The organism is Pseudonocardia charpentierae (assembly GCF_031845345.1).
In the GTDB taxonomy this organism is placed as follows: Bacteria; Actinomycetota; Actinomycetes; order Mycobacteriales; family Pseudonocardiaceae; genus Pseudonocardia; species Pseudonocardia charpentierae.
Genome location: NZ_JAVREJ010000002.1, coordinates 319,712 through 341,097 on the forward strand (window position 1 = coordinate 319,712; position 21,386 = coordinate 341,097).

Annotated in this window: 22 protein-coding genes and 1 pseudogene; 14 read left to right on the forward strand and 9 right to left on the reverse strand. The window is 73.8% G+C overall.

Going from position 1 to position 21,386, the window contains the following annotated elements; all coding sequences use genetic code 11:
• Positions 1-84: 84 nt before the first annotated feature.
• Together RM445_RS04555 and RM445_RS04560 are read right to left on the reverse strand one after the other, a co-directional pair.
• Positions 85-351: an acyl-CoA carboxylase subunit epsilon gene (locus tag RM445_RS04555; protein ID WP_311554721.1), complete on the reverse strand. Its 267-nt coding sequence runs from the start codon at positions 349-351 to the stop codon at positions 85-87.
• Positions 348-2,000: an acyl-CoA carboxylase subunit beta gene (locus tag RM445_RS04560; protein ID WP_311554722.1), complete on the reverse strand. Its 1,653-nt coding sequence runs from the start codon at positions 1,998-2,000 to the stop codon at positions 348-350. The genes RM445_RS04555 and RM445_RS04560 overlap by 4 nt, the downstream gene beginning before the upstream one ends.
• 158 nt (positions 2,001-2,158) lie before the next feature.
• Between RM445_RS04560 and RM445_RS04565 the strand changes: the two genes are divergently transcribed.
• Both RM445_RS04565 and RM445_RS04570 read left to right on the forward strand, forming a co-directional pair.
• On the forward strand, positions 2,159-3,001 hold the full coding sequence (locus RM445_RS04565) for a biotin--[acetyl-CoA-carboxylase] ligase (RefSeq protein WP_311554723.1): 843 nt from the start codon (positions 2,159-2,161) through the stop codon (positions 2,999-3,001).
• Positions 3,002-3,026: 25 nt separating this feature from the next.
• Positions 3,027-3,527, forward strand: coding sequence for a PH domain-containing protein (locus RM445_RS04570; RefSeq protein ID WP_311554725.1), 501 nt, complete (start codon positions 3,027-3,029; stop codon positions 3,525-3,527).
• A 7-nt stretch (positions 3,528-3,534) separates the two neighbouring features.
• Here RM445_RS04570 and hisN read toward each other — a convergent pair whose 3' ends face one another.
• On the reverse strand, positions 3,535-4,368 hold the full coding sequence (gene hisN / locus RM445_RS04575) for a histidinol-phosphatase (protein WP_311554726.1): 834 nt from the start codon (positions 4,366-4,368) through the stop codon (positions 3,535-3,537).
• A 216-nt stretch (positions 4,369-4,584) separates the two neighbouring features.
• On the opposite strand from hisN, the gene RM445_RS04580 reads away from it, so the two are divergent.
• Together RM445_RS04580 and RM445_RS04585 are read left to right on the forward strand one after the other, a co-directional pair.
• The gene (locus RM445_RS04580) at positions 4,585-5,241 is read left to right on the forward strand and encodes a response regulator transcription factor (RefSeq protein ID WP_311554727.1); all 657 of its coding nucleotides are present in this window, start codon (positions 4,585-4,587) and stop codon (positions 5,239-5,241) included.
• Positions 5,242-5,253: 12 nt separating this feature from the next.
• Positions 5,254-6,525, forward strand: a complete 1,272-nt coding sequence (locus RM445_RS04585) for a sensor histidine kinase (RefSeq protein ID WP_311554728.1) — start codon at positions 5,254-5,256, stop codon at positions 6,523-6,525.
• Positions 6,526-6,533: 8 nt separating this feature from the next.
• Here the strand turns inward: RM445_RS04585 and RM445_RS04590 are convergent, their stop codons facing one another.
• Positions 6,534-7,091: a GtrA family protein gene (locus tag RM445_RS04590; RefSeq protein WP_311554730.1), complete on the reverse strand. Its 558-nt coding sequence runs from the start codon at positions 7,089-7,091 to the stop codon at positions 6,534-6,536.
• Positions 7,092-7,162: 71 nt separating this feature from the next.
• Here RM445_RS04590 and RM445_RS04595 point away from each other — a divergent pair, with 71 nt between their 5' ends.
• Together RM445_RS04595 and purE are read left to right on the forward strand one after the other, a co-directional pair.
• Positions 7,163-8,440 (forward strand): 5-(carboxyamino)imidazole ribonucleotide synthase, encoded by a 1,278-nt coding sequence (locus RM445_RS04595; RefSeq protein WP_311554731.1) that lies wholly within the window; start codon positions 7,163-7,165, stop codon positions 8,438-8,440.
• A gap of 19 nt (positions 8,441-8,459) precedes the next feature.
• Positions 8,460-8,939, forward strand: a complete 480-nt coding sequence (purE, locus tag RM445_RS04600; RefSeq protein ID WP_311554919.1) for a 5-(carboxyamino)imidazole ribonucleotide mutase — start codon at positions 8,460-8,462, stop codon at positions 8,937-8,939.
• 293 nt (positions 8,940-9,232) lie between these two features.
• On the opposite strand, the gene RM445_RS04605 is transcribed toward purE, so the two are convergent.
• A complete protein-coding gene (locus RM445_RS04605) occupies positions 9,233-9,955 on the reverse strand; it encodes a TIGR03089 family protein (protein ID WP_311554732.1) in 723 nt (240 codons plus the stop codon).
• A gap of 95 nt (positions 9,956-10,050) precedes the next feature.
• Positions 10,051-11,679, reverse strand: coding sequence for an LCP family protein (locus RM445_RS04610; RefSeq protein ID WP_311554733.1), 1,629 nt, complete (start codon positions 11,677-11,679; stop codon positions 10,051-10,053).
• A gap of 165 nt (positions 11,680-11,844) precedes the next feature.
• Here RM445_RS04610 and RM445_RS04615 point away from each other — a divergent pair, with 165 nt between their 5' ends.
• The 4 genes from RM445_RS04615 to RM445_RS04630 all read left to right on the forward strand — a co-directional run bounded on the left by RM445_RS04615 (position 11,845) and on the right by RM445_RS04630 (position 15,866).
• Positions 11,845-12,696 carry a glycosyltransferase gene (locus RM445_RS04615; protein ID WP_311554734.1) on the forward strand — a complete coding sequence of 284 codons (852 nt, stop codon included), beginning with the start codon at positions 11,845-11,847 and terminating at the stop codon, positions 12,694-12,696.
• 89 nt (positions 12,697-12,785) lie between these two features.
• On the forward strand, positions 12,786-13,685 hold the full coding sequence (locus RM445_RS04620) for a tetratricopeptide repeat protein (protein WP_311554735.1): 900 nt from the start codon (positions 12,786-12,788) through the stop codon (positions 13,683-13,685).
• Between the two features lie 95 nt (positions 13,686-13,780).
• Complete coding sequence (locus RM445_RS04625; RefSeq protein WP_311554736.1) at positions 13,781-14,854, forward strand: mannose-1-phosphate guanylyltransferase; 1,074 nt, start codon at positions 13,781-13,783, stop codon at positions 14,852-14,854.
• An 82-nt stretch (positions 14,855-14,936) separates the two neighbouring features.
• Positions 14,937-15,866, forward strand: a complete 930-nt coding sequence (locus tag RM445_RS04630) for a DNA-3-methyladenine glycosylase family protein (RefSeq protein ID WP_311554737.1) — start codon at positions 14,937-14,939, stop codon at positions 15,864-15,866.
• Positions 15,867-15,876: 10 nt separating this feature from the next.
• Here the strand turns inward: RM445_RS04630 and RM445_RS04635 are convergent, their stop codons facing one another.
• Positions 15,877-16,140, reverse strand: coding sequence for a hypothetical protein (locus RM445_RS04635; RefSeq protein ID WP_311554738.1), 264 nt, complete (start codon positions 16,138-16,140; stop codon positions 15,877-15,879).
• 313 nt (positions 16,141-16,453) lie between these two features.
• On the opposite strand from RM445_RS04635, the gene cofD reads away from it, so the two are divergent.
• Genes cofD through RM445_RS04650 form a run of 3 tightly spaced genes read left to right on the forward strand, consistent with a single transcriptional unit; the run spans position 16,454 to position 19,330 of the window.
• Complete coding sequence (gene cofD, locus RM445_RS04640; protein ID WP_311554739.1) at positions 16,454-17,452, forward strand: 2-phospho-L-lactate transferase; 999 nt, start codon at positions 16,454-16,456, stop codon at positions 17,450-17,452.
• Positions 17,445-18,803 carry a coenzyme F420-0:L-glutamate ligase gene (locus RM445_RS04645; protein ID WP_397469225.1) on the forward strand — a complete coding sequence of 453 codons (1,359 nt, stop codon included), beginning with the start codon at positions 17,445-17,447 and terminating at the stop codon, positions 18,801-18,803. Before cofD ends, RM445_RS04645 begins: the two co-directional genes overlap by 8 nt.
• Positions 18,797-19,330, forward strand: a complete 534-nt coding sequence (locus RM445_RS04650) for an NUDIX hydrolase (protein ID WP_311554740.1) — start codon at positions 18,797-18,799, stop codon at positions 19,328-19,330. Before RM445_RS04645 ends, RM445_RS04650 begins: the two co-directional genes overlap by 7 nt.
• Before the next feature lie 14 nt (positions 19,331-19,344).
• Here the strand turns inward: RM445_RS04650 and RM445_RS04655 are convergent, their stop codons facing one another.
• Positions 19,345-20,094, reverse strand: coding sequence for a site-2 protease family protein (locus RM445_RS04655; RefSeq protein ID WP_311554741.1), 750 nt, complete (start codon positions 20,092-20,094; stop codon positions 19,345-19,347).
• A gap of 372 nt (positions 20,095-20,466) precedes the next feature.
• Here RM445_RS04655 and RM445_RS04660 point away from each other — a divergent pair.
• Positions 20,467-20,676: pseudogene (locus RM445_RS04660) on the forward strand (WhiB family transcriptional regulator); the annotation flags it as partial.
• 100 nt (positions 20,677-20,776) lie between these two features.
• On the opposite strand, the gene RM445_RS04665 reads toward RM445_RS04660, so the two are convergent.
• A complete protein-coding gene (locus tag RM445_RS04665; RefSeq protein ID WP_311554742.1) occupies positions 20,777-21,259 on the reverse strand; it encodes a metallopeptidase family protein in 483 nt (160 codons plus the stop codon).
• Positions 21,260-21,386: the final 127 nt, after the last annotated feature.

Consider the following 21,386-nt stretch of genomic DNA (forward strand, 5'->3'; position numbering starts at 1 on the left):
CGTGATGGATCGTGTTCTTTGCGTCATGTTCTGCCGCCGTTCTTCGCCATTCACTCCCGACTCACTCCCGACGCGGAGCCCGTTTCAGCGAGCCCACGTCGAGGTGCGCCAGGCGCCCGGGCCGGGCTGCAGCGGGCGGCGCATCCGCGCCGCCGGAGCGGCCCAGACCGACGCCGGGCGGGTCGGCACCGGCGGCTCCGGGGAAAGCGCCGCGGCCGCCAGCACAACCGTCAGCGCGGCCAGCTCGGCGTCCGACGGCGTGCCCCGGACGACCCGGAAGAGCGCGCGGCGCTCCTCGGGAGTCGCGGCGTCGTCACCCGCGACGTCCCCGCTCGCGGTGTCCTCACTCATAGGGGGATGTTCCCGTGCTTGCGCATCGGCGCCGCCTCGCGCTTGGTCGCCAGGGTCCGCAGCGCCCGGCCCACGTAGCCCCGGGTGTGCGAGGGCGGGATGACGCCGTCGACGTAGCCGCGGTCCGCGGCGATGTAGGGGTTCGCGAGCGTGTCTTCGTAGTGCTGCTGCAGCTCCGCACGCTTCGCCGCGAGGTCGTCGCCGGTGAGGCCCTTGAGCTCCTTGCGGTAGAGGATGTTCACCGCGCCCGCCGAGCCGGTGACGGCGATCTGCGCCGTCGGCCAGGCGATGTTGATGTCGGCGCCGAGGTGCTTCGAGCCCATGACGTCGTAGGCCCCGCCGTAGGCCTTGCGCGTGATGACGGTGACCTTCGGGACCGTCGCCTCGGCGTAGGCGTAGATGAGCTTGGCGCCGCGGCGGATGATGCCGTCCCACTCCTGGGTGGTGCCCGGCAGGAAGCCGGGGACGTCGACGAAGGTCAGCACGGGCACGTTGAACGCGTCGCAGGTGCGGACGAACCGGGCGGCCTTCTCCGACGCGTCGATGTCCAGACAGCCCGCGAGCTGCGTGGGCTGGTTGGCGACGACGCCCACGCTGCGGCCCTCGACCCGCCCGAACCCGACCACGATGTTCGGCGCGAACAGCGACTGGACCTCGAGGAACTCCCCGTCGTCGAGGACCCGGGTGATCACCTCGTGGATGTCGTAGGGGGTGTTCGGCGAGTCGGGGACGACCGTGTCGAGTTCGAGGTCGGTGTCGGTGAGCGAATCGGCGATCGACCCGGCGGTCGGCTCGGGCGCGGGGAAGGACGGCGGCTCGGAGAGGTTGTTGCTCGGCAGGAAGCTGAGCAGCTCCTTGACGTAGGAGATCGCGTCGGCCTCGTCCTCGGCCAGGTGGTGGGCCACGCCGCTCTTGGTGTTGTGTGCGCGCCCGCCGCCGAGGTCCTCGAAGTCGACGTCTTCGCCGGTGACCGTCTTGATCACGTCCGGGCCGGTGATGAACATGTGGCTGGTGTGGTCGACCATCACCGTGAAGTCGGTGATCGCGGGGGAGTAGACGGCCCCGCCCGCACACGCGCCCATGATCAGGGAGATCTGCGGGATGACCCCGGAGCTGCGCACGTTGCGCATGAAGATCTCGCCGTAGAGGCCGAGCGCGACGACGCCCTCCTGGATGCGCGCGCCACCGCCGTCGTTGATCCCGATCATGGGGATGCCCGTCTTGAGGGCGAGGTCCATGACCTTGACGATCTTCTCTCCGTACACCTCGCCGAGCGAGCCGCCGAAGACCGTGGCGTCCTGGCTGAACACGGCGACCTGCCGGCCGTCGACGGTGCCCGTGCCGGTGATCACCCCGTCGCCGTAGGGGCGCTTGTCCTGCATGCCGAAGTTGGTCGAGCGGTGCCGCACCAGCTCGTCGATCTCGACGAACGAGCCGGGGTCGAGCAGCGCCTCGATCCGCTCGCGGGCGGTCTGGCGGCCCTTGGCGTGCTGGCGCTCGACCGCCGCCGCGTTGCCGGCGTGGACCGCCTCGTCGATGCGGCGGTGCAGGTCGGCGAGCTTGCCCGCGGTGGTGTGCGGGTCGGGCCCGGAATCAGGCCCGGAATCAGGCCCGGCCGCGTCCTGGACGGGCTCGGTGGCGGCACTCATCGCATCTCCGGGACGGTTCGCTCACTCATGTGCGGACCTTAACCACCCGGTTGCGCGGAGAGGTCCGGGAGCGGCACGCGTCACGTCCGCCGCGCGCCGGGAGCCGTCCGGCGCCGCCGGCCCCACTGCCGCCACCTGTGGGCGGTAGCGTCCGCCATGTGGAGCAGGCGTGGGACGCGGCCGCCCTCCGAGCCGCGCTGGTGAGCCCGGCGGGCCCGTGGGCCCGCCTGGACGTCGTCGAGCGGGTCGGCTCGACCAACGCCGCGCTGCTCGCCTCTGCCGCCGACGGCGCGCCGGACCGCACGGTCCTCCTCGCCGGCTACCAGGACGCGGGGCGCGGGCGGCTGGGCCGCGAGTGGGTGTCGCCGCCCGGCACCGGGGTGACCGTCAGCGTCCTGCTGCGCCCGGGCGAGGTGTCGCCCGACCGCTACGGGTGGCTGCCGCTGCTCGCCGGGCTGGCGGTGCGCGACGCCGTCCGCGACCTGGTTCCCGCCCGCGTGTGTCTGAAGTGGCCCAACGACCTCCTGCTGGGCGAGCAGCAGTGGAAGGCGGGCGGGATCCTCGCCGAGGCGACGAGCGGGCCGGACGGCACGGCCGTCGTGCTCGGGATCGGGTTGAACGTCGCCGGCGCGCAGGGCGAGCTGCCTTCGGGCGCGACGTCCCTGGACGCCGAGGGGACCGCGGTCGTCGACCGGACCACGGTGCTGGTCGCCGTGCTCAGCCGCCTCGCCGAGCGTGAGTCGGCGTGGCGGGCGGCCGCCGGTGATCCCGATGCGCACCGCCTGCGTGCCGACTACCGGGCGGCCTGCGCCAGCCTCGGAGCCGAGGTCCGGGTGGAGCTGCCCGGCGGGATGACCGTGACGGGGATGGCGGAAGACGTCGACGGCGACGGCCGGCTCCTGCTGCTCGGCGCCGACGGCCACCGGCGTGCCGTCGCAGCCGGCGACGTCGTCCACCTGCGCCCCGTCGACCGGGTGGAGACGCCGGCCGAGCCCCGCTGATCGCGGGCGGCACTACCGTTGCTCCGTGGCCTTCCCGGACGACGTGCTCGTCGAGGGGGAGCGGGTGGTCGTGCACACCCGCCCGCACTGGCGGGTGCTGGTCGGGCCCGTGCTGGCCTTCCTGCTCGTCGTCGGCGCCGCGGGTTACGTCGCCGCGCTCGCCCGCGGCCACGGCTGGGAGCAGTGGGGCTGGCCTGCGGTGGGTGCGGCGGTGGTGGTGCTGGTCGGCGGGCTGACCGTGGTGCCGGTGGCCCGTTGGCGCACGACCCATCTCGTCGTCACCACCCGGCGCCTGCTGGTCCGCGAAGGAATCCACGGGTGGCAGGGGATCCAGGTGCCGATCGACGGGATCACCGAGGTGCACACGCGGCGCACCGGCCGGTTGCCGGGCCCCCGGTCCCTGGTGGTCCGGACCGGGGCGGGCGAGGAGCTGGAGTTCGTCGACGTGCCCCGTGTGGACCGGGTCCGGGCGGTGATCGCGGACGAGGTCGGCGCAGTCCGCGGGATGCGTAACGGGCCGACGTGACGGCCGATCACCTGCCGCGCAGCGCGTCCAGGGCCGCGTCGTGGACCAGGCCGTTGGAGGCCAGCGCGTTGCCGCCGTCGTGGGTCGCGACGCCGTCGAGATCGGTCAGCCGCCCGCCCGCCTCCTCGAGGATCGGGACGAGCGCGGCGAGGTCCCAGACGCTCGCCGCCCGGTCGACCGCCACGTCGACGACGCCCTCCGCGACGAGGCAGTACTGCCAGAAATCGCCGAACGCCCGCGTCTCCCAGCAGGCGTCGGCCAAGGCGATCCACCGCTCGAGATCGCCCTGCTCGGAGAACGTGCGGAAGTCGGTGGTCGACAGGTAGGCGTCGGCGAGGTCGGCGACACCGGAGACCGTGATCCGGCGCGGCGGGCCCCCGTTGTCCGACGCCCACGCGCCCAGCCCCGCGGCACCCCACCACCGGCGGCCGAGCGCAGGGGCACTGGCCACCCCGACGACGGCGTGCCCGTGCACGGTGAGCCCGATGAGCGTGGCCCACACCGGCACGCCGCGGGAGAAGTTCTTCGTGCCGTCGACGGGGTCGAGCACCCAGCCGCGGCCGTTCTCCGACAGCTCGCCGCCCCGCTCCTCCCCGAGCACCACGTCGCCCGGCCGCTCCGTCCCGAGCACGGCCCGCAGCGCGTCTTCGGTGGCGGTGTCGGCGTCGGTGACGGGGGTCCGGTCCGGCTTGCGGGTGACGCGCAGGTCGGCGGCCCGGAACCGGCCAAGGGTGATCGCGTCGGCGGCGTCGGCGAGTTGTAGTGCGAGCGCGAGGTCGTCGGCGTGGTCGGGCGCGGGGGCGTCGGGCGAGGTGTCGGCGGGCGAGGCGGCGTGCTCCACGGCGCCAGCCTCCCATTCCTCGGCCCACGCTCCCGCGCGAGTCGGCACGAAGTGGCGGGCGAATGTACGAAATGGGGCGGAGCGGACTGCTCGAACCGCACATTCGCTCGCCCGAACGTACCGACTCGCGCGTACGGCATCGCGCATTCGCTCGCCCGAACGTACCGACTCGCGCGTCGACGACGGCCGCATCGGCGGAGGGATACGCTCGCGGACGTGACCACGGTCCTGCTGGCTGAGGACGACCCGGCGATCGCCGAGCCGCTCTCCCGGGCTCTCGAGCGCGAGGGCTACTCCGTCGAGGTCCAGGGCGACGGGATGGGCGCGCTCGAGCGCGTCCGCGTCGGCCATGTCGACCTGCTCGTCCTCGATCTGGGCCTGCCCCGGATGGACGGCCTGGAGGTCTGCAGGCGGCTGCGGCCCGACTTTCCCGACCTCCCCGTCCTCATGCTCACCGCGCGCACCGACGAGGTCGACTTCGTCGTCGGTCTTGACGCCGGCGCGGACGACTACGTCAGCAAGCCGTTCCGGCTCGCCGAGCTGCTGGCCCGGGTGCGGGCGCTGCTGCGGCGGCTCACCCCCGAGACCGTCGACGTCGGCGGGGTGCGGATGGAGCTGTCGGGCCGGCGCGTGCTCGTCGACGGCGCCGAGGTGAACCTCGCGAACAAGGAGTTCGAGCTGCTCCGCGTGCTCATGCTGCGCGCCGGGCAGGTCGTCACCCGCGAGGAGATCCTGCGAGAGGTGTGGAACGACCCCGACCTCAAGACGAGCAAGACGCTCGACATGCACATGTCCTGGCTGCGTCGCAAGATCGGCGGCGAGCGCCGGATCGCCACGGTGCGCGGGGTCGGCTTCCGCTTCAACCACGACTGATCCGACCCTTTCGTGCGCCGCCGGATCCTGCAGTCCACCCTCCTCGTCGTCACGATCACCGCACTGGTGCTCGGGGTCCCACTCGCCATCACCACGTGGCGGCTCATGGAGGACTTCAGCCGGGCCGACCTGCTCGACCGCCTCGAGCAGGTGGCCTCCCGCCTCGACGGGCCGGGCTCGTTCGACGCGGTCGACCAGGACGCGCTGGCCCTCGCGGTCCCGTCGGGCGGACGGCTGACGCTGGAGGAGGACGGGCGGTCGGTCCAGGTCCTCGGTGCGGACGTCGGGCCGGACCCGATCGCGGAGACCCTGCCCGTCTGGCCCGGCGCCTCGATCACCCTGGCCGAGCCGCGGACGGTGCTGCGCACCGAGCAGGTGCAGGTCACCCTGGTCGTGGTGCTGCTCATCGTGCTGTCCGTCGGTACCGGCGCCGTCGTCGCGACGGTCACCGCCCGCCGGCTGGCCGAACCGCTGCGCGACGTGGCGGCCCGCGCCGCCCGGCTCGGTGCCGGCGACTTCCGCCGGACCCCGCACCGGCACGGGATCCCCGAACTGGACCGCGTCTCCGACGTCCTCGACACCTCCGCCGGTGCGCTCGCCGAGCTCGTCCAGCGTGAGCGCGACCTCGTCGGCGACGTCTCGCACCAGATGCGCAGCCGCCTGACCGCCCTGCAGCTGCGGCTGGACGAGCTGACCACGCACCCCGACCCGGGCGTCGCGAGGGAGGCCGGCGCCGCGCTCGAACAGGCCGAGCGGCTCTCCGGTGTGCTCGACGAGCTGCTCCAGGCCGCCCGCGCGGCGCGCGCCGCCGGTGCCGAACCGGCCGATCTGCGCGAGATCCTGGCCGTCGTCATCGAGGAGTGGCACCCGCGGCTGCGCAGCGCCGGTCGCGCCCTCAAGGTGCGCGTTCCCGAGCGGATGCTCGTTCGGGTGACGCCGGCGCGTGTCCGCGAGGCCCTCGGCGCGCTCCTCGAGAACGCCCTGCGGCACGGCGGCGGCACGGTCACCGTGGCCGCGCGGGCGACCGAGCACAGCCTGCAGGTGGAGGTCGGCGACGCCGGGCCGGGTGTGCCCGAGGAACTCGTGGCGCACGTCTTCGACCGCGGGGTGTCCGTCGGGTCGTCGACGGGGCTCGGTCTGGCGCTGGCCCGGGCGTTGGTGGAGGCCGACGGCGGGCGGCTGGAGCTGTCGCGGGCGCGGCCCCCGGTGTTCACGATCTTCCTGCCGACCGCCCGGGCGGACGACGTGCTGCCTGCGGCTTTGCCGGCGACGACGCCCCGCTAAGACGCGCGTCAGGAGCGCTCGACCGGCTCCACGTCGACCGGGCTCGGCTCCGGGTCCGAGTCGTCGGGGCCCTGCCTGCGGACGTCCTCGTCCGGGAACACGAACTTCCGGAAGGCCCACCACCGGAACGCCATCCCGGCGAGCACACCGAGGATCTGGCCGCTGACGAAGTCGGCGATCTCCTGGGTGAGCAGGGTCACGTTGGGCTCGGCGAGGTGGAACACGTATCGCGAGATCGCCAGGGGTGCGGTGTAGACCGCGACCCCGACGCCGCTGATGATGAAGAACAGCGCAGCCTCGTGATGGCGCTCACGGCCACCACGGGTGCGGAAGCTCCACTCGCGGTTGAGGATGTATGACACGATCGTCGCCACGAGCACCGCGATGATCTTGGCGGTGATCGGCTTCGGCTCCAGTACGGTGCTCTTGAGCACCAGGAACACAACGGTGTCGATCACCCAGGTGGTGCCGCCGACCACCGCGAACTTGACCAGCTCCCGATGCTTGATCGCGATAGCGCGGTAGGGCTGGGGGATCGTCGCCAGCACCCGTTCGACAACGGCCACGTGATCGATGGTGCCAGACGGGCCACCCGGTCCTCGGACCGGTGCCCGGCGAGCCGTAACGTTCGTACACCGTGGACGCCGCTACCCCTGCACCCGACCGCCTCCCCGTCGTCGGGATGGTCGGCGGCGGGCAGCTCGCCCGGATGTCGCACCAGGCCGCGATCGCGCTGGGTCAGTCGCTGCGGGTGCTCGCGGCCTCGCCCGGCGATCCCGCCGCACTGGTGTGCGCCGACGTGCTCATCGGGAACCCCGACGACCTCGACGCGTTGCGCGGCCTCGCCCGCGGTGCGGAGGTCGTCACCTTCGACCACGAGGGCGTTCCGGGTGAGGTGCTGCGGATGCTGGTCGCCGAGGGCGTCGCCGTCCGGCCCGGGCCGGACGCTCTGCTGCACGCCCAGGACAAGCTCGTCATGCGTCGCGCGCTCGGCGGTGTGGCGCGCATGCCGGAGTATGTCGAGGTCGCCGACGCCGCGGACGTCGAGGGCCTCGCCGCCCGGACCGGGTGGCCCGTGGTGCTCAAGGCCGTCCGCGGGGGGTACGACGGTCGCGGGGTGTGGATGCTCGACGGGCCCGACCCGGGGCTGGTCGCCCAGCTGCTCAGCACGGGGACGCCGCTGATGGCCGAGCAGGCGGTGGCGATGCGTCGCGAGCTGGCCGTGCAGGTCGCGCGCTCGCCCTACGGGCAGGCGGCGGCGTGGCCGGTGGTCGAGACGGTGCAGCGCGACGGGCAGTGCGTCGAGGTCCTCGCACCAGCACCCGACCTGGACCCCGCGACGGCCGCGGCGGCCCAGCAGCTGGCCCTGCGGATCGCCGCGCAGCTCGACGTGACGGGGCTGCTCGCCGTCGAGCTGTTCGACACCGACGGCACCGCAGACGGCCTGGTGGTCAACGAGCTCGCGATGCGGCCGCACAACTCCGGGCACTGGACGATCGAGGGCGCCCGCACGTCGCAGTTCGAGCAGCACCTGCGTGCGGTGCTCGACTACCCGCTCGGCGCCACGCAGCCGACCGCCCCGGTGGTGGTGATGGCGAACGTGCTCGGCGCCCGAAGGGATCCTGCGCAGCCGCCGGTGGCCATGTCGGTCGACGAACGGATTCACCACCTGTTCGCACGGTTCCCGGACGTCAAGGTGCACCTCTACGGCAAGGCGGAGCGTCCGGCCCGCAAGGTCGGGCACGTCACCGTGCTGGGCGACCGGCTTGACGAGGTGCGCGCACGGGCGGTGCTCGCCGCCGAGTGGCTGTCGACGGGGGTGTGGGCCGACGGATGGTCGCCGTACGACGCCGACGCCCGGGCGACCCGGTTCCCGCCGTTCGCCTCCACGCGGGGGGCGGTCTCCGGTGTCTGAGCCGGTCGTCGGGGTGATCATGGGCAGCGACTCGGACTGGCCCGTGATGACGGCCGCCGCCGAGGCGCTCGCCGAGTTCGGCGTGCCGTACGACGTGGGCGTGTACTCCGCGCACCGGACGCCGCAGCGGATGCTCGACTACGCGACGTCGGCCGCCGACCGCGGCCTGAAGGTGATCATTGCGGGAGCCGGGGGAGCGGCCCACCTGCCCGGCATGGTCGCGGCCGCCACACCGCTGCCGGTGATCGGCGTCCCGGTGCCGTTGAAGGTCCTCGACGGGCTCGACTCGCTGCTGTCGATCGTGCAGATGCCGGCCGGAGTGCCGGTGGCGACCGTCGCGGTCGGGGGCGCGCGCAACGCCGGACTCCTGGCCGTCCGGATCCTCGCCGCCTCCGACGAGGGGCTGCGCGCACGGATGCAGGCGTTCCAGGAGTCGCTGGCGGCCATGGTGCTGGAGAAGGACGCGGCCTTGAACGAGCGGCTCACGCGCCCCTCCTGACCCTGTCCCCGGACTCGCCGAATTCACGTGGCGAACCGCGCTCCGGCCGTCGTAGGGTGGACGTACACAGGAGAGGAGGTGGTCCTACGTTGCATAGCTTCAGGACTGGTGAGGTGGCTGTCCGCTAGCACCACCGGACGTTGATCTCCGACGGCCATGTGGAAGCCGGTGTGTGGTGCCGGCGAATCCCAGGCAGTCACCCGTGATCCCCGGGCCCGAGCCCGTCCAGCTCGGCTTGCGCACCGTCAGGTGCGGCCCGGGGATCATGTATGTCCGGGCCCGGGTGTCCGGGCTCAGCCGAGGCGGACGGTCGCCTTCTCCGCCGCCGCACGACGATCGAGCACCGCGGGATCCGCGTTGCGGCACTGCACCAGCGACGCTCCCGTGACGAGTACCGACAGCAGGCCGTCGGTCACTCCGTCGACGGAGTTCCACTCGCTCGTCGAGAGCACGCGGTCACCGGCTCCGATGCCCAGCGCGGACGCCCGGCCGCGGGCGTCGGCCAGCACCTCGGCCACCGTCGAGCCCGCCAGCGCGGGTGCGTTCCCGGGCACCGCGTCCCACGGCGTGAACTGGTCGCCGTGCAGCCGGACCTCCGGCGCGAAGTCGACGACGCCGGCAGGCAGCCCCGGGATGCCCTTGCCGAACGCGTCCAGAGACAGCGCCACGATCCCGCCGGCGGGCTCGGCCGCCAGGGCGAGGTCGACGCGGTCGGCGTCGCACAGCACCCATGCGGCGGAGGCGGGGTCGGCGACCACCTCCGCCCCGCACCACCACGCCGCGAGCAGCACCGCCGCCGTCTGCCAGTGCGCGGGCAGTAGCACAGCCACGGGGGTGCCCGGCTCGACGTCGCACTCGTCGCGCAGCAGGTTCGCGGCCTTCGCCGCCCAGTTCGCCGTGGTGATCGCGGACAGCTCGACGCGCTCGCCGGTGGCGTCGTCGTAGAACGTGATCAGGGGCCGGGCGGCCGCGGACCCCGTCAGGTACGGGTCCAGCAGGGCGGCCGTCAGCGTCACAGGTGGGTCCTTCCTCGGGGCACGGCCGCCGATCGGACGAACGGCACGGTCGTCGGAACCTATCCGACGACCGTGCCGTTCGTCGGTCCCGCCCGTCAGTCGACGCAGGGTACGCCCGCCGCGGTGATGGCATCCCCGGCCGTGGCGGCGGCCGCGGGCGTCGGAGCGGGCAGTCCCGGGATCTTCGCGGGTGCGTCCGCACCCAGCACGACCTGCAGGTGTCCCGAGGGCACGCTGTCGTCCTGCTCCACCTCGAACCCGCCGAGCTGTTCGGCGACCGCCTCCGCCGCGTCGCCGCTGTCGCGGTGGCGAACGACCGACTCCTCGATCTCGACCGTGTTGTCCACGGTGCCGCGGACGAAGCCGAGTCCGGCGAGCCGCTCCAGCACCTGGCCGGCGAGCCCGTTCGCGCCCGACCCGTTGCGCACGTGCACCACGTAGTGCGGTGCCTCGATCTCCAGCGGCGGCGGGGGCTCGGGGGCCGGCTCGGCGGCGGCCTCCTGGGCCCGGCGGGCGGCCTCCTCCCGTGCGGCGCTGCGCTCCTCGACGAAGGTGCGCACCGCGGTCGGGTCGACCAGCACGACGCTGCCGCGGTCGTTGGCCTGGGTGCCACCGGTCGGCACGGTGAGGAACGCGAGGTCGCCCGCGGCGATGCCGGAGGCCTGCCGGGCGAAGGCGAGGAGGTCCCAGCCCGCGTCGAGGATCACCGACTGCTGCGCGACCTGCACGAGCCCGTTCAGCTTCGCCGGGTCCGTCAGCGTCCCGCCCGACAGGACCTTGTCGGCGACCGCGGCCAGGAAGACCTGCTGGCGGCGGATGCGCGACAGGTCGCCCTCGGGCAGGTCGTGGCGCTGGCGCACGAACGCCAGCGCGTCGGCGCCGGAGACCGTGCGCGGCCCGGCGGGGAAGCGCGCCCCGGACAGCGGCTCGTCGACGGGGTTCTTCAGGCAGACGTCGACGCCGCCGATGGCCCGGGTCAGGTTGTAGAAGCCGAGCAGGTTGATCTCGGCGTAGTGGTCGACGGCGACGCCGGTGAGCCGCTCCACGGCCCCGATCAGTGCCGTCCGGCCGGCTGCGGCGGACTCGGCGTCGATCCGGGCACGGTCGCGGACGCCCTCGCCGACGAGCCGCTCCGCGGTCAGCGCCTGCACCGCCGGGTACGCGGCATTGATCTTGTCCGGGTGGTAGCCGGGGATGTCGACGTAGCTGTCGCGCGGGATCGAGAACGCGACGGCCGCCCCGCCACCCTCGGGGACGTGCAGCAGGATGATCGTGTCGGAGTTCAGCACGCTCGGGTTGTCGCCGCCGGTGTGCAGTTGCTCCAGCACCTCCTGCGGCAGCGGGTTGCCCCGGGCGTCGGTGCGGCTGTCGACGCCGACGAGCAGGATGTCCTGCGCCCCGCCGCTGTTGCCCGTCGTGATGACGTTCGTCGTGACGATCCCGCCGGTCACGTCCCGGTAGAGCCCCCACGCGGTGCCGTTGAGGACCAGGACGAGAGCCGAGGCGGCCACGGCGGCCAGCCGCAGCCGGTGCAGCAGGCTGTGCGGACGGGCACGGGGCGGCCGGGCGGTGGCCTCGGCCGGTCTCGTGTGGCGCCGGCGCGCTTCGCGCGGCCACGGCGGGCGGGACGCCGGACGCTCGGGAAGCTGCTGCGGTGTGCGCCGGGGCCGCACGGGCGTCGTCGCCCGCGACCGTTCCCCGCCGCGCGGAGCCCCTGCCTGCACGCGTCCTCCTCATCCTCGACCGACTCGTCTCCCGCGGGCGCCCAGGGTCGCGGATCGACGCGGCCGGACGGATCGTGTGCCAGGCGTGTCCCGGGTGACCCTCGTGCCGTTCCGGGGACGCTGCGTGATGGAATCGGTGTCAAACGGTCACGAAGGGGAGTCGACGTGCACGAACGGCTGTCGCTGCTGCTGCCCGTGTGGGAGCGCGACCGTCCCGACTTCCTCGACGCCGCGTTCCGCTCGACGGTGCTCGACCAGACCCGCCGCCCCGACCACGTCGTGATCGTCCGCGACGGTCCGGTGCCCGCGGTGCTCGCCGACCGCATCGCCGACCTCGCCGCGACGAGTCCGGTCGCCGTGGACGTCGTGGAGCTCGACCGCAACGTCGGCCTGGGCCCGGCGCTCGACATCGGGCTGACCGCCTGCCGCCACGACGTCGTGGCGCGCATGGACGCCGACGACATCAGCCTGCCGCAGCGCTTCGCCGTGCAGATGCCGATCGTCGAGGCCGGGGCGGACATCGTCGGGTCCGGGCTGCTGGAGTTCGGCGAGGGCGCCGACGACGTGGTCGGCCGCCGGATCCCGCCGACCGACCCCGACGACATCCGCGCCCGGTCGCGCTTCGCCGACCCCTTCAACCACCCCACGGTGGTCTATCGGCGCGCGTGCGTACAGGCCGTCGGCGGCTACGGCGACTTCGCGCTGATGGAGGACTACCTGCTCTGGGCGAAGATGATCGCCGCGGGGGCGCAGGTGGCGAACGTCGCGGAGCCGCTGGTGCTCTACCGGGTCGGCGCCGGGGCGTACCGCCGCCGGGGCGGGCTGGCCCAACTGCGCACCGAGCTGGGGTTGCAGCGGCGGCTGCACGACCTGGGGTTCACCACCACCTCCCAGTACGTGCGCAACGTCGTCGTCCGGGGTGGCTACCGGTTGGTGCCGGAAGGCGTCCGGCGGGTGGCATACCGGCGGCTGGTGGCCCCGTACGGCGATCGCAAGGGAGCTGCAGCCCAACACTGAGGTCAATTCACGGTCAAATCCGGTGATTGCTGCGGTGCGCACTGCCACGATCGGGGTATCCCGATTTGTCCGCAGAGAGGTGAGGTCAGATGACCGCAGCGCCGTCCGACCCCCTGCCCTCCACCGCCCTCCCCGAGGTCCCGTCCACCCCCGCGACCGCCCTCGGCCGGCTGTCCGCGATCGGTGCGTCGCTGCTCGAGGCCGGACGGACGGACGAGGCCGTCGACGTCCTGCACAATGCCGTCGCGGCGGCCGAGCCCGGGGCGCACGACCTGCTCGCCCGGGCGTACCTCGAGGCCGGCGACTGGTACGCGGCCCTCGAGTTCCTCAGCCGCCTCGTCGCCCACGGGCACGTGCGCTTCGCCGGACGCCTCGGCGTGGCCCTGGCCCAGACCGGCGACGTGGACCGGGCGGAAGACGCCTTCCGCCTGGCCCTGGAGCACGGGGAACTGGCCGCGTGCAACGACTTCGCGATCCTGCTGACGCAGGGAGGCCGGTTCCACGAGGCGGCCCCGCTGCTCCGGCGCGCCGCGGACGCGGGTGATCCACAGGCTCCCGCGAACCTCGTCGAGCTGCTGATCGAGTCGGGCGACCTGCGCGCAGCGGTGCAGGTCGCGGAGCGCTACGCGGACGAGGGCCGGCCGGACACGGTCGTCGCGCTGGCCGACGTGCGGGCGGCGAGCGGCCGGGCCGACGAGGCCGAGAGCCTGTACCGCCGCGCGGCGGTGCTCGGCGCCCTGCGGGCGCACGGCGCCTACGGCTCGTTCCTGCTCTACGTGCGCGGCGACGCGGCGGCGGCGGAGCGCGAGTTCCAGGAGGCCGCGCGGCACGACGAGCCCGGCTGGCAGTTCCTCCTGGGCCGGTTCCTCGTCGACGACGGCCGGGCCGCCGAGGGCCGCCCGTACGTCGCCGCCGCGGCGGCGCTCGGCGACGACGAGGCCGTCACGCTGCTGGCGGAGATCGACGGCGAAGACCCGTACGACGACTGATCTCTTCGCTCGATCGGTGACCTGTCCGCGAGGTGGTGCGGACGGCCGTGCCATCCTGTCGGACCGACCCGAAACGACACGAGGGAGACACCCGAGTGCTTCATGACGTGGAAGCCGTGGTGCTCGTCGGCGGGAAGGGCACGCGGCTGCGCCCGCTGACCCTCTCCGCCCCGAAGCCCATGCTGCCGACGGCCGGCGTCCCGTTCCTCGCCCACCTGCTCTCGCGCATCCGCGAGGCGGGCGTGCGGCGGGTCGTGCTCGGCACGTCCTACCTCGCCGAGACCTTCTCCGACCACTTCGGCGACGGCTCCGCGCTGGGGCTGGAGATCGAGTACGTCGTCGAGAACGAGCCGCTGGGCACCGGCGGTGGCATCCGCAATGTCTACAAGCACCTCTCGGCGGACGACGTGCTGGTCTTCAACGGCGACGTGTTGGCCGGGACCGACCTGACGGCGGTCGTCGACACCCACCGTCGCACCAAGGCGGACGCCACGCTGCACCTCGTGCGCGTGCAGGACCCGCGGGCGTTCGGCTGCGTGCCGACCGACGACGACGGGCGCGTGACGGCCTTCCTCGAGAAGACCGAAGACCCGCCGACGGACCAGATCAACGCCGGTTGCTACGTCTTCCGGCGCGAGGTGATCGAGTCGATCCCCGAGGGCCGGCCGGTGTCCGTCGAGCGCGAGACGTTCCCGGGGCTGCTGTCGTCGGGTGCGCGGGTGTCCGGGCACGTCGACGTCGCCTACTGGCGCGACATGGGCACCCCGATGGACCTCGTTCGCGGCTCGGCGGACCTGGTCCGCGGCGTCGCACCGTCGGCCGCGCTCCCCGGCCCGACCGGCGAGTCGCTGGTCCTGGAGGGCGCCCGGATCCATCCGACGGCGCGCGTGGCCGGCGGCACGACGGTCGGCCGGAACGTGACCATCGGCAAGGGCGCCCGGATCGAGGGCTCGATGCTGTTCGACGGCGCGGTCGTCGGCGACAACGCCCGCGTCCTGCACGCGGTGGTCGGGGCCGGGGCGCGCATCGACGAGAGCGCCCTCGTGTCCGAGACGGTGATCGGCGACCGGGCCGTCGTCGGCGCGCACTGCGAGCTGCGGCACGGCATGCGTGTCTGGCCGGACGTGGTGCTGCCGCCGCACGGGATCCGGTTCTCCGCGGACGTCTGACCGAGGGTCTTGAGACACCGGCTCCCGCGCTCGTGCGTCCGGCGGCTGTCCCAAGATCCTCGTAGTGCTGTAGGAAGTATCCGTGCAGGCCGGGACGACGACGGACGGCGCGGTCCGCGAGTGGCGGCCGCCGTACCCCGTCGACCCGGCCGGCGTTCTCTCCCCGTTGCGCCGCGGCCGGGGCGACCCGACCTGGCACTCCACGGACGGGTCGGCCGTCTGGCGGGCCGGGACGACACCGGACGGCCCCGCGACGACGCGGCTTTCCCGCCGCGGCGACGGCACCGTCGTCATGCACGCGTGGGGGCCGGGCGCGGCGTGGTCGCTCGACGGGCTGCCCGAACTGCTGGGCGACGGCGACGACCCGGCCGAGTTCGTCGCCCACCACCCGCTGGTGGCCGACGCGCACCGGCGGATGCCGGGGATCCGGTTCTGCGCCACCCGCCGGGTGTGGGACGTCCTGGTGCCTGCCGTGCTGGAGCAGAAGGTCACGAGCACCGAGGCCCGCCGGTCGTGGCGCGAGCTCTGCCGGCGCTTCGGCGACCCCGCACCCGGTCCGGCCCCGGCGGGTCTGCGGCTCCCGCCGACGCCCGCGCAAATCCGCGCCGTGCCCGACTGGGAGTGGCACCGCGCGGGCGTCGACTCCGCGCGGCGGCGGGCGATCCTCGCCTGCGCGGTGGTGGCCCACCGGCTGGAGAACGCCTGCACGCTGGGCGGCGAGCCCGGTCGGGAGCTGCTGCGCCGGGTGCCCGGCATCGGGGTGTGGACCGCGGCGGAGGTCGCCCAGCGCGCATGGGGCGACCCGGACGCCGTCAGCGTCGGCGACTTCCACATCCCGGCGCTGGTCGGCTGGGCGCTGCTCGGACGCCCGATCGACGACGCCCAGATGCTGAGCGTGCTCTCCCCGTACGTCCCGCAGCGGGCGCGGGCGGTGCGGTACGTCGAGCTCTCGGGGTTCCGCAAGCCGCGCTTCGGCCCGCGGTTCTCCCCGCGCGACTACCGCGCCATGTGATCGGGAGCGTTCAGGTCGGCACGCCGCGGTCGCGGCCGGGTTCGTGGAAGAGCAGGTCGTCCACTTCGCGGTTGCGGCAGCGGTCGGCGAAGGCGCTCGCGGCGTCGGGGTCGGTGCCGAAGTGCTCGAATGTCGCCGGGTCGATCTCGTAGTACTCCTCGTGGTCGACCATCCGGTTCGCGACCGGGATCGACAGGTAGTACCGGCCGGACTCCTCCTCGACGCCGATCGCGAACCGGAGCGTGCGGCTGAACCAGACGTCGGTGAACCTCATTGTGGCCCGTGACGCTACCGGCCGTCGGCACACAGGAAGCCGGGCTCGTACCGAGGTTGTGACCTGTGTGCGGGCCCGCTTACCTCTGTGTGGGCGAACCGGTTGCTGTGTGCGGGCGGCCCGGCGAGGGCGTCCACGCCCCATTTCGGGACCGGTGCGCCGCCCGAGCTGCCCGCGGCCGCCCCCGTCCGATGTGATCGCAGCATGGTGGCTTTGCTGCGGTCCGAGTGCAGCAAAGCCACCATGCTGCACTCCCGGCAACCCCCACGCCCGCCCGCGACGGCCCGCTGAGCCGCGGACGTAGGCTCGCGGCGTGAAGGTGACGGTGCTGGTCGGCGGGGTCGGGGGCGCCCGGTTCCTGCTCGGGGTGAAGGCCGCGCTCGGCCTTCCGGCGGTTGGGCCCGGCCCCGACGAGCCGGAACACGACGTGACCGCCGTCGTCAACGTCGGCGACGACGTCTGGATGCACGGCCTGCGGATCACCCCGGACCTCGACAGCTGCCTCTACACCCTCGGCGGCGGCATCGATCCCGAGCGCGGCTGGGGCCGCGCGGGGGAGACCTGGACGGTGCGCGAGGAGCTGGCCGCCTACGACGCCGAGCCGTCGTGGTTCTCCCTCGGCGACCGCGACATCGCCACGCACCTCGTCCGCACCCGGATGCTGCGGGCCGGCTACCGGCTCTCCGACGTCACCACGGCGCTCTGCCACCGCTGGCGCCCCGGCGTCACGCTGCTGCCCGGCACCGACGACCGCGTCGAGACCCACGTCGTCGTCGACGACCCGGCCACCGGTCCCGAAGCCCGGCGCGCGATCCACTTCCAGGAGTGGTGGGTGCGGCACCGCGCCGAGCTGCCCGCGCACCGCTTCGTCGCCGTCGGCGCGGACGAGGCGACCGTCCTCCCCGCCGCACGGGTCGCGATCCTCGAGGCGGACGCCGTGCTGCTCGCCCCCTCGAACCCGGTCGTGAGCATCGGGGCGCTGCTGGAAATCCCGGGGCTGCGCGACGCGCTGCGCGACACGCCAGCGCGCGTCGTCGGCCTGTCGCCCATCGTCGGCGGCCGTCCGGTGCGCGGGATGGCGGACGCGTGCCTCACCGCGATCGGTGTCGAGACCACGGCCGAGGCGGTGGGCCGCCACTACGGCGGCCGTGCCGACGGCGGGCTGCTGGACGGTTGGCTGGTGCACACCGGAGACGCCGCCGACGTGCCGGGTGTCGAGGTCAAGACCGTGCCGCTGCTGATGAGCGACGTCGACGCCACCGCCGCGATGGCCCGCGCGGCCCTCGACCTCTGCGGGGCCCCCGTTGGCTGACATCGCCGCCCCCGAGATCGCCGACCACGGCGCGCCGGGCGGCCTGCAGATCCTGCCCGTGCCCGGGCTGCCCGAGTTCCGCCCGGGCGACGACCTCCCGGGAGCGCTGGCCGCGGCCGCGCCGTGGCTGGCCGAGGGTGACGTCGTGGTCGTCACCAGCAAGATCGTGTCCAAGGTCGAGGGCCGGCTCGTCACCGCGCCCACCGACCCCGAGGCGCGCGACCTGCTGCGCCGCGACCTCGTGGACGCCGAGACCGAGCGGGTGCTCGCGCGCCGCGGGAAGACCCTGATCGTCGCGAACAAGCTCGGCATCGTGCAGGCCGCCGCGGGCGTCGACGGGTCGAACGTGCGGCGCGACGAGCTGGCGCTGCTGCCCGCCGATCCCGACGCCAGTGCCGGCCGGTTGCGGTCGGCGCTGCGCGAGCTGCTCGGCGTCGACGTCGCCGTGGTGGTGACCGACACGATGGGCCGCTGCTGGCGGATCGGGCAGACGGACGCCGCGATCGGCTCGGCGGGCCTCACGGTGCTGCACCGCTACGGCGGCGCGGTGGACGTCGAAGGCAACGAGCTGCACGTCACCGAGGTCGCGCTGGCCGACGAGCTGGCCGCGGCCGCGGACCTGGTCAAGGGCAAGCTCGGTGGCGTCCCGGTCGCGGTCGTGCGCGGGGCCACGCCGGTGGACGACGGCTCGACGGCACGCGACCTCGTCCGGCCGCTCGACGACGACCTGTTCTTCCTCGGCAGCGACGAGGCGATCGCTCAGGGTCGGCGCGAGGCGGTGCTGCTGCGGCGCAGCGTCCGCGACTTCGCCGACGTCCCGGTCGACCCCGCGGCGCTGCGGCGCGCGGTCGGTGTCGCCCTCACCGCGCCCGCGCCGCACCACAGCACCCCGTTCCGGTTCGTGCGGCTCCGCGAGAAGCGCACGGCGCTGCTGGACGCCATGGCCGACCGCTGGCGGGCCGACCTGGAGGGCGACGGCCGTCCGGCGGACGAGGTCGAGCGCCGCATGCGCCGCGGTGATCTGCTGCGCCGCGCCCCCGAGCTGGTGCTGCCGTTCCGCACCGGCGACGGCATGCACGACTATCCGGACGACGGACGGCGCGCGCACGAGCGGACGATGTTCACCGTGGCGGGCGGCGCGGCGGTGCAGTCGCTGCTGGTGGCGCTCGCGGCGGAGGGGCTCGGCTCGTGCTGGGTGGGCTCCACGATCTTCGCCTCCGATGTCGTGCGCGCCGTGCTGGGCCTGCCCGCCGACTGGGAGCCACTCGGCGCGGTCGCCGTCGGCGTGCCCGCAGAACCCCTCTCGCCGCGCTCCCCGCGCGACCCGGCCGACGGCTACCTCGAGTGGTGAGGCCGGCCGTCGCGGCCGCCGAGCTCGACGCCTGGCAGCCCGGTAGCGAGTCCCAGCGGGCGCTCAAGTACGCGCTGCTGGCCTTCCTCGACGCCCGCCCGGCCGATGCCTGCGACCGCTCCTGCGTGCCCGGGCACCTCACCGCCTCGGCGCTCGTGGTCGACGCCGACGGGGAGAACGTGCTGCTGACCCTGCACCCGCGCGTCGGCCGGTGGATCCAGCTCGGCGGGCACTGCGAGCCGGGCGACGCCACGCTGCGCGACGCTGCGCTGCGCGAGGCCACGGAGGAGTCGGGCATCGTCGGCCTGGAGATCGCCGCCGAGCCGCTGCACATCGACGTGCATCCGGTGACCTGCTCCCTCGGTGTCCCGACCCGGCACCTCGACGTGCGCTACCTCGTCCGCGCTCCCGCCGGGGCCGTACCGGTGATCAGCGTCGAGTCGGACGACCTGCGGTGGTGGCCGCTGGACGCCCTGCCGCGGGATTCGGACACGGTGCCGGCGATGGCGGCACTGGCTCGTACCTGAAGCGCGGAACAGCCTCAGCGCCAGAACAGCAGTTCCGCGTATCCGGCGTTCGCGAGGCGGCCGTCGCCGCCGATCAGGCCGAAGAGCGCGTCCCCGATCCCGAACAACACGGCGGACGCCCCGGGCAGGCCCAGCAGCACCACCAACAGCACCAGCGGCGCCCACGGCGCCACCTTCGCGGCGAGGAGCCGTGCGCCGGGGGAGAGGTAGGGCTCCAGGACCCCGAAGCCGTCGAGCCCCGGCACCGGCAGGATGTTGAGCACGAAGGCCAGCACCTGGATCAGGGCGAGGCACGACAGCGCCGCCGCGAGCCCGATCGCCATCGGCACCGCGGCCACGACGAGTACCAGCACCAGCCCGAGGACGAGGTTCACCGCGGGGCCGGCGAACGACACCAGGCTGCGCGCCGCCCGGGACCGGATGGCGCCGTGGTCGATCAACACTGCGCCACCGGGCAGGGGGATGCCACCCAGCAGCAGGAAGAGCACCGGGAGCACGAGGGTCAGGGCGACGTTCGTGTAGCGGCGGATGTCGAGGGTCAGGTAGCCGCGGGCCCGCACCGAGAGATCGCCGCTGCGGTGCGCCACGAGCGCGTGCGCGAACTCGTGCAGACACAGTGACACCGCCCACCCGCCGAGGACCACCAGCACGATCCCCGCGACGAGCACGGGCCCCGTACCGACCGCCGCGAGCACCGCTCCGACCGTCGTGGCCCCCAGAAGGAGCAGGAAGAACGGACTGATTCCCCGAATCACTGCCAGCACCAAACCAGTTTGTCGAAAGACGCGACCGTTGGGGTGGAGTCCATCACCCGGACGGCCGCCGGAGCTTGCGCCACCCCGGACGACACCGATGTACTTACAGTCGTGTCATTCGCCGGTGCAGGGGGAGGTGGGCGAGTGAACCTGATCATGGAAACGCTGTCGTCGGTCGGTCCGGACCATGCGGTCGAACCGGTCTCGATGGACCTGCTGCGCGAGCCGCTGGTCGCAGTCGAGACGTTCGGGGCTGAGACGTTCGAACCCGAGACGTTCGAACCCGGGTCGTTCGGAGCTGCGACGTTCGGGACCGACTCGTTCGGGTCCGAGTCGTTCACGGCCGGGACGCTCGGGGGCGACGCCGCCGAGGAGCCGGGCTGGCAGGAGCAGGCGCTCTGCGCCCAGACCGACCCCGAGGCGTTCTTCCCGGAGAAGGGCGGCTCCACCCGCGAGGCCAAGCGCATCTGCTCGGGCTGCGAGGTGCGGGCCGAGTGCCTGGAGTACGCCCTGGCGAACGACGAGCGCTTCGGCATCTGGGGCGGGCTCTCCGAGCGGGAGCGCCGCCGCCTGCGCCGGGCCGCCGTCTGAACCCAGCACGTCGACCGGGCCCGGTCCCGGACGGAACGACAGGAGCGTCCGGTGCACGACGCACCGGACGTTCCTTCCGTTCGTGCGCACGGGAGATCACTCAGCCCTCGGCGCCGTCGACCGCGTCGGGCTCGATGTTGAGGTACTCCGCCACCTGCTCGACGAGCACTTCGTGCAGCAGGTCCGCGAGGTCCGCCCCGCCGCGGGCGCGCGCCTCGAGCGGGCGGCGGTAGAGCACGATCCGGGCGCGCGACGGCAGTCCCTCCGGGTCGACGCCCGCGGGCACCAGCTGGGCGAGCGGCACCCCGACGTCGGCCAGCACGCCGGCCTGCCAGACGACCTCGTCCGGCGAGGTCTCGTCGACCTCGGGCACGTCGTCGACGGCGAGGTCGAGGTCCGTCAGCTCCGAGCCCCACCGCTGCTCGATCGGCTCGAGCGCCTCCAGCACCATCGCGTCGAACCGCTCGGCCCGCGTCTTGGCCGCCGGGATCGTGGCCGGGTAGAGCATTCCGCGCAGGCCACGCCCGCGGCGGTCCCGTCGGCGGGGCGAGTTGCGGAGCCTGGCGCGACGGGCGGTGGTCACCCCCGGATCGTACGGGCCGCGCCGCCGTGCGGAAGCAGGCCGATGTGCACGGTCGGAGGACGGCGCTCAACGGACCGCCATGATCCGACCGGCCGGTTGCGGTTGCACCCCCGACGGGGCGGTCTGC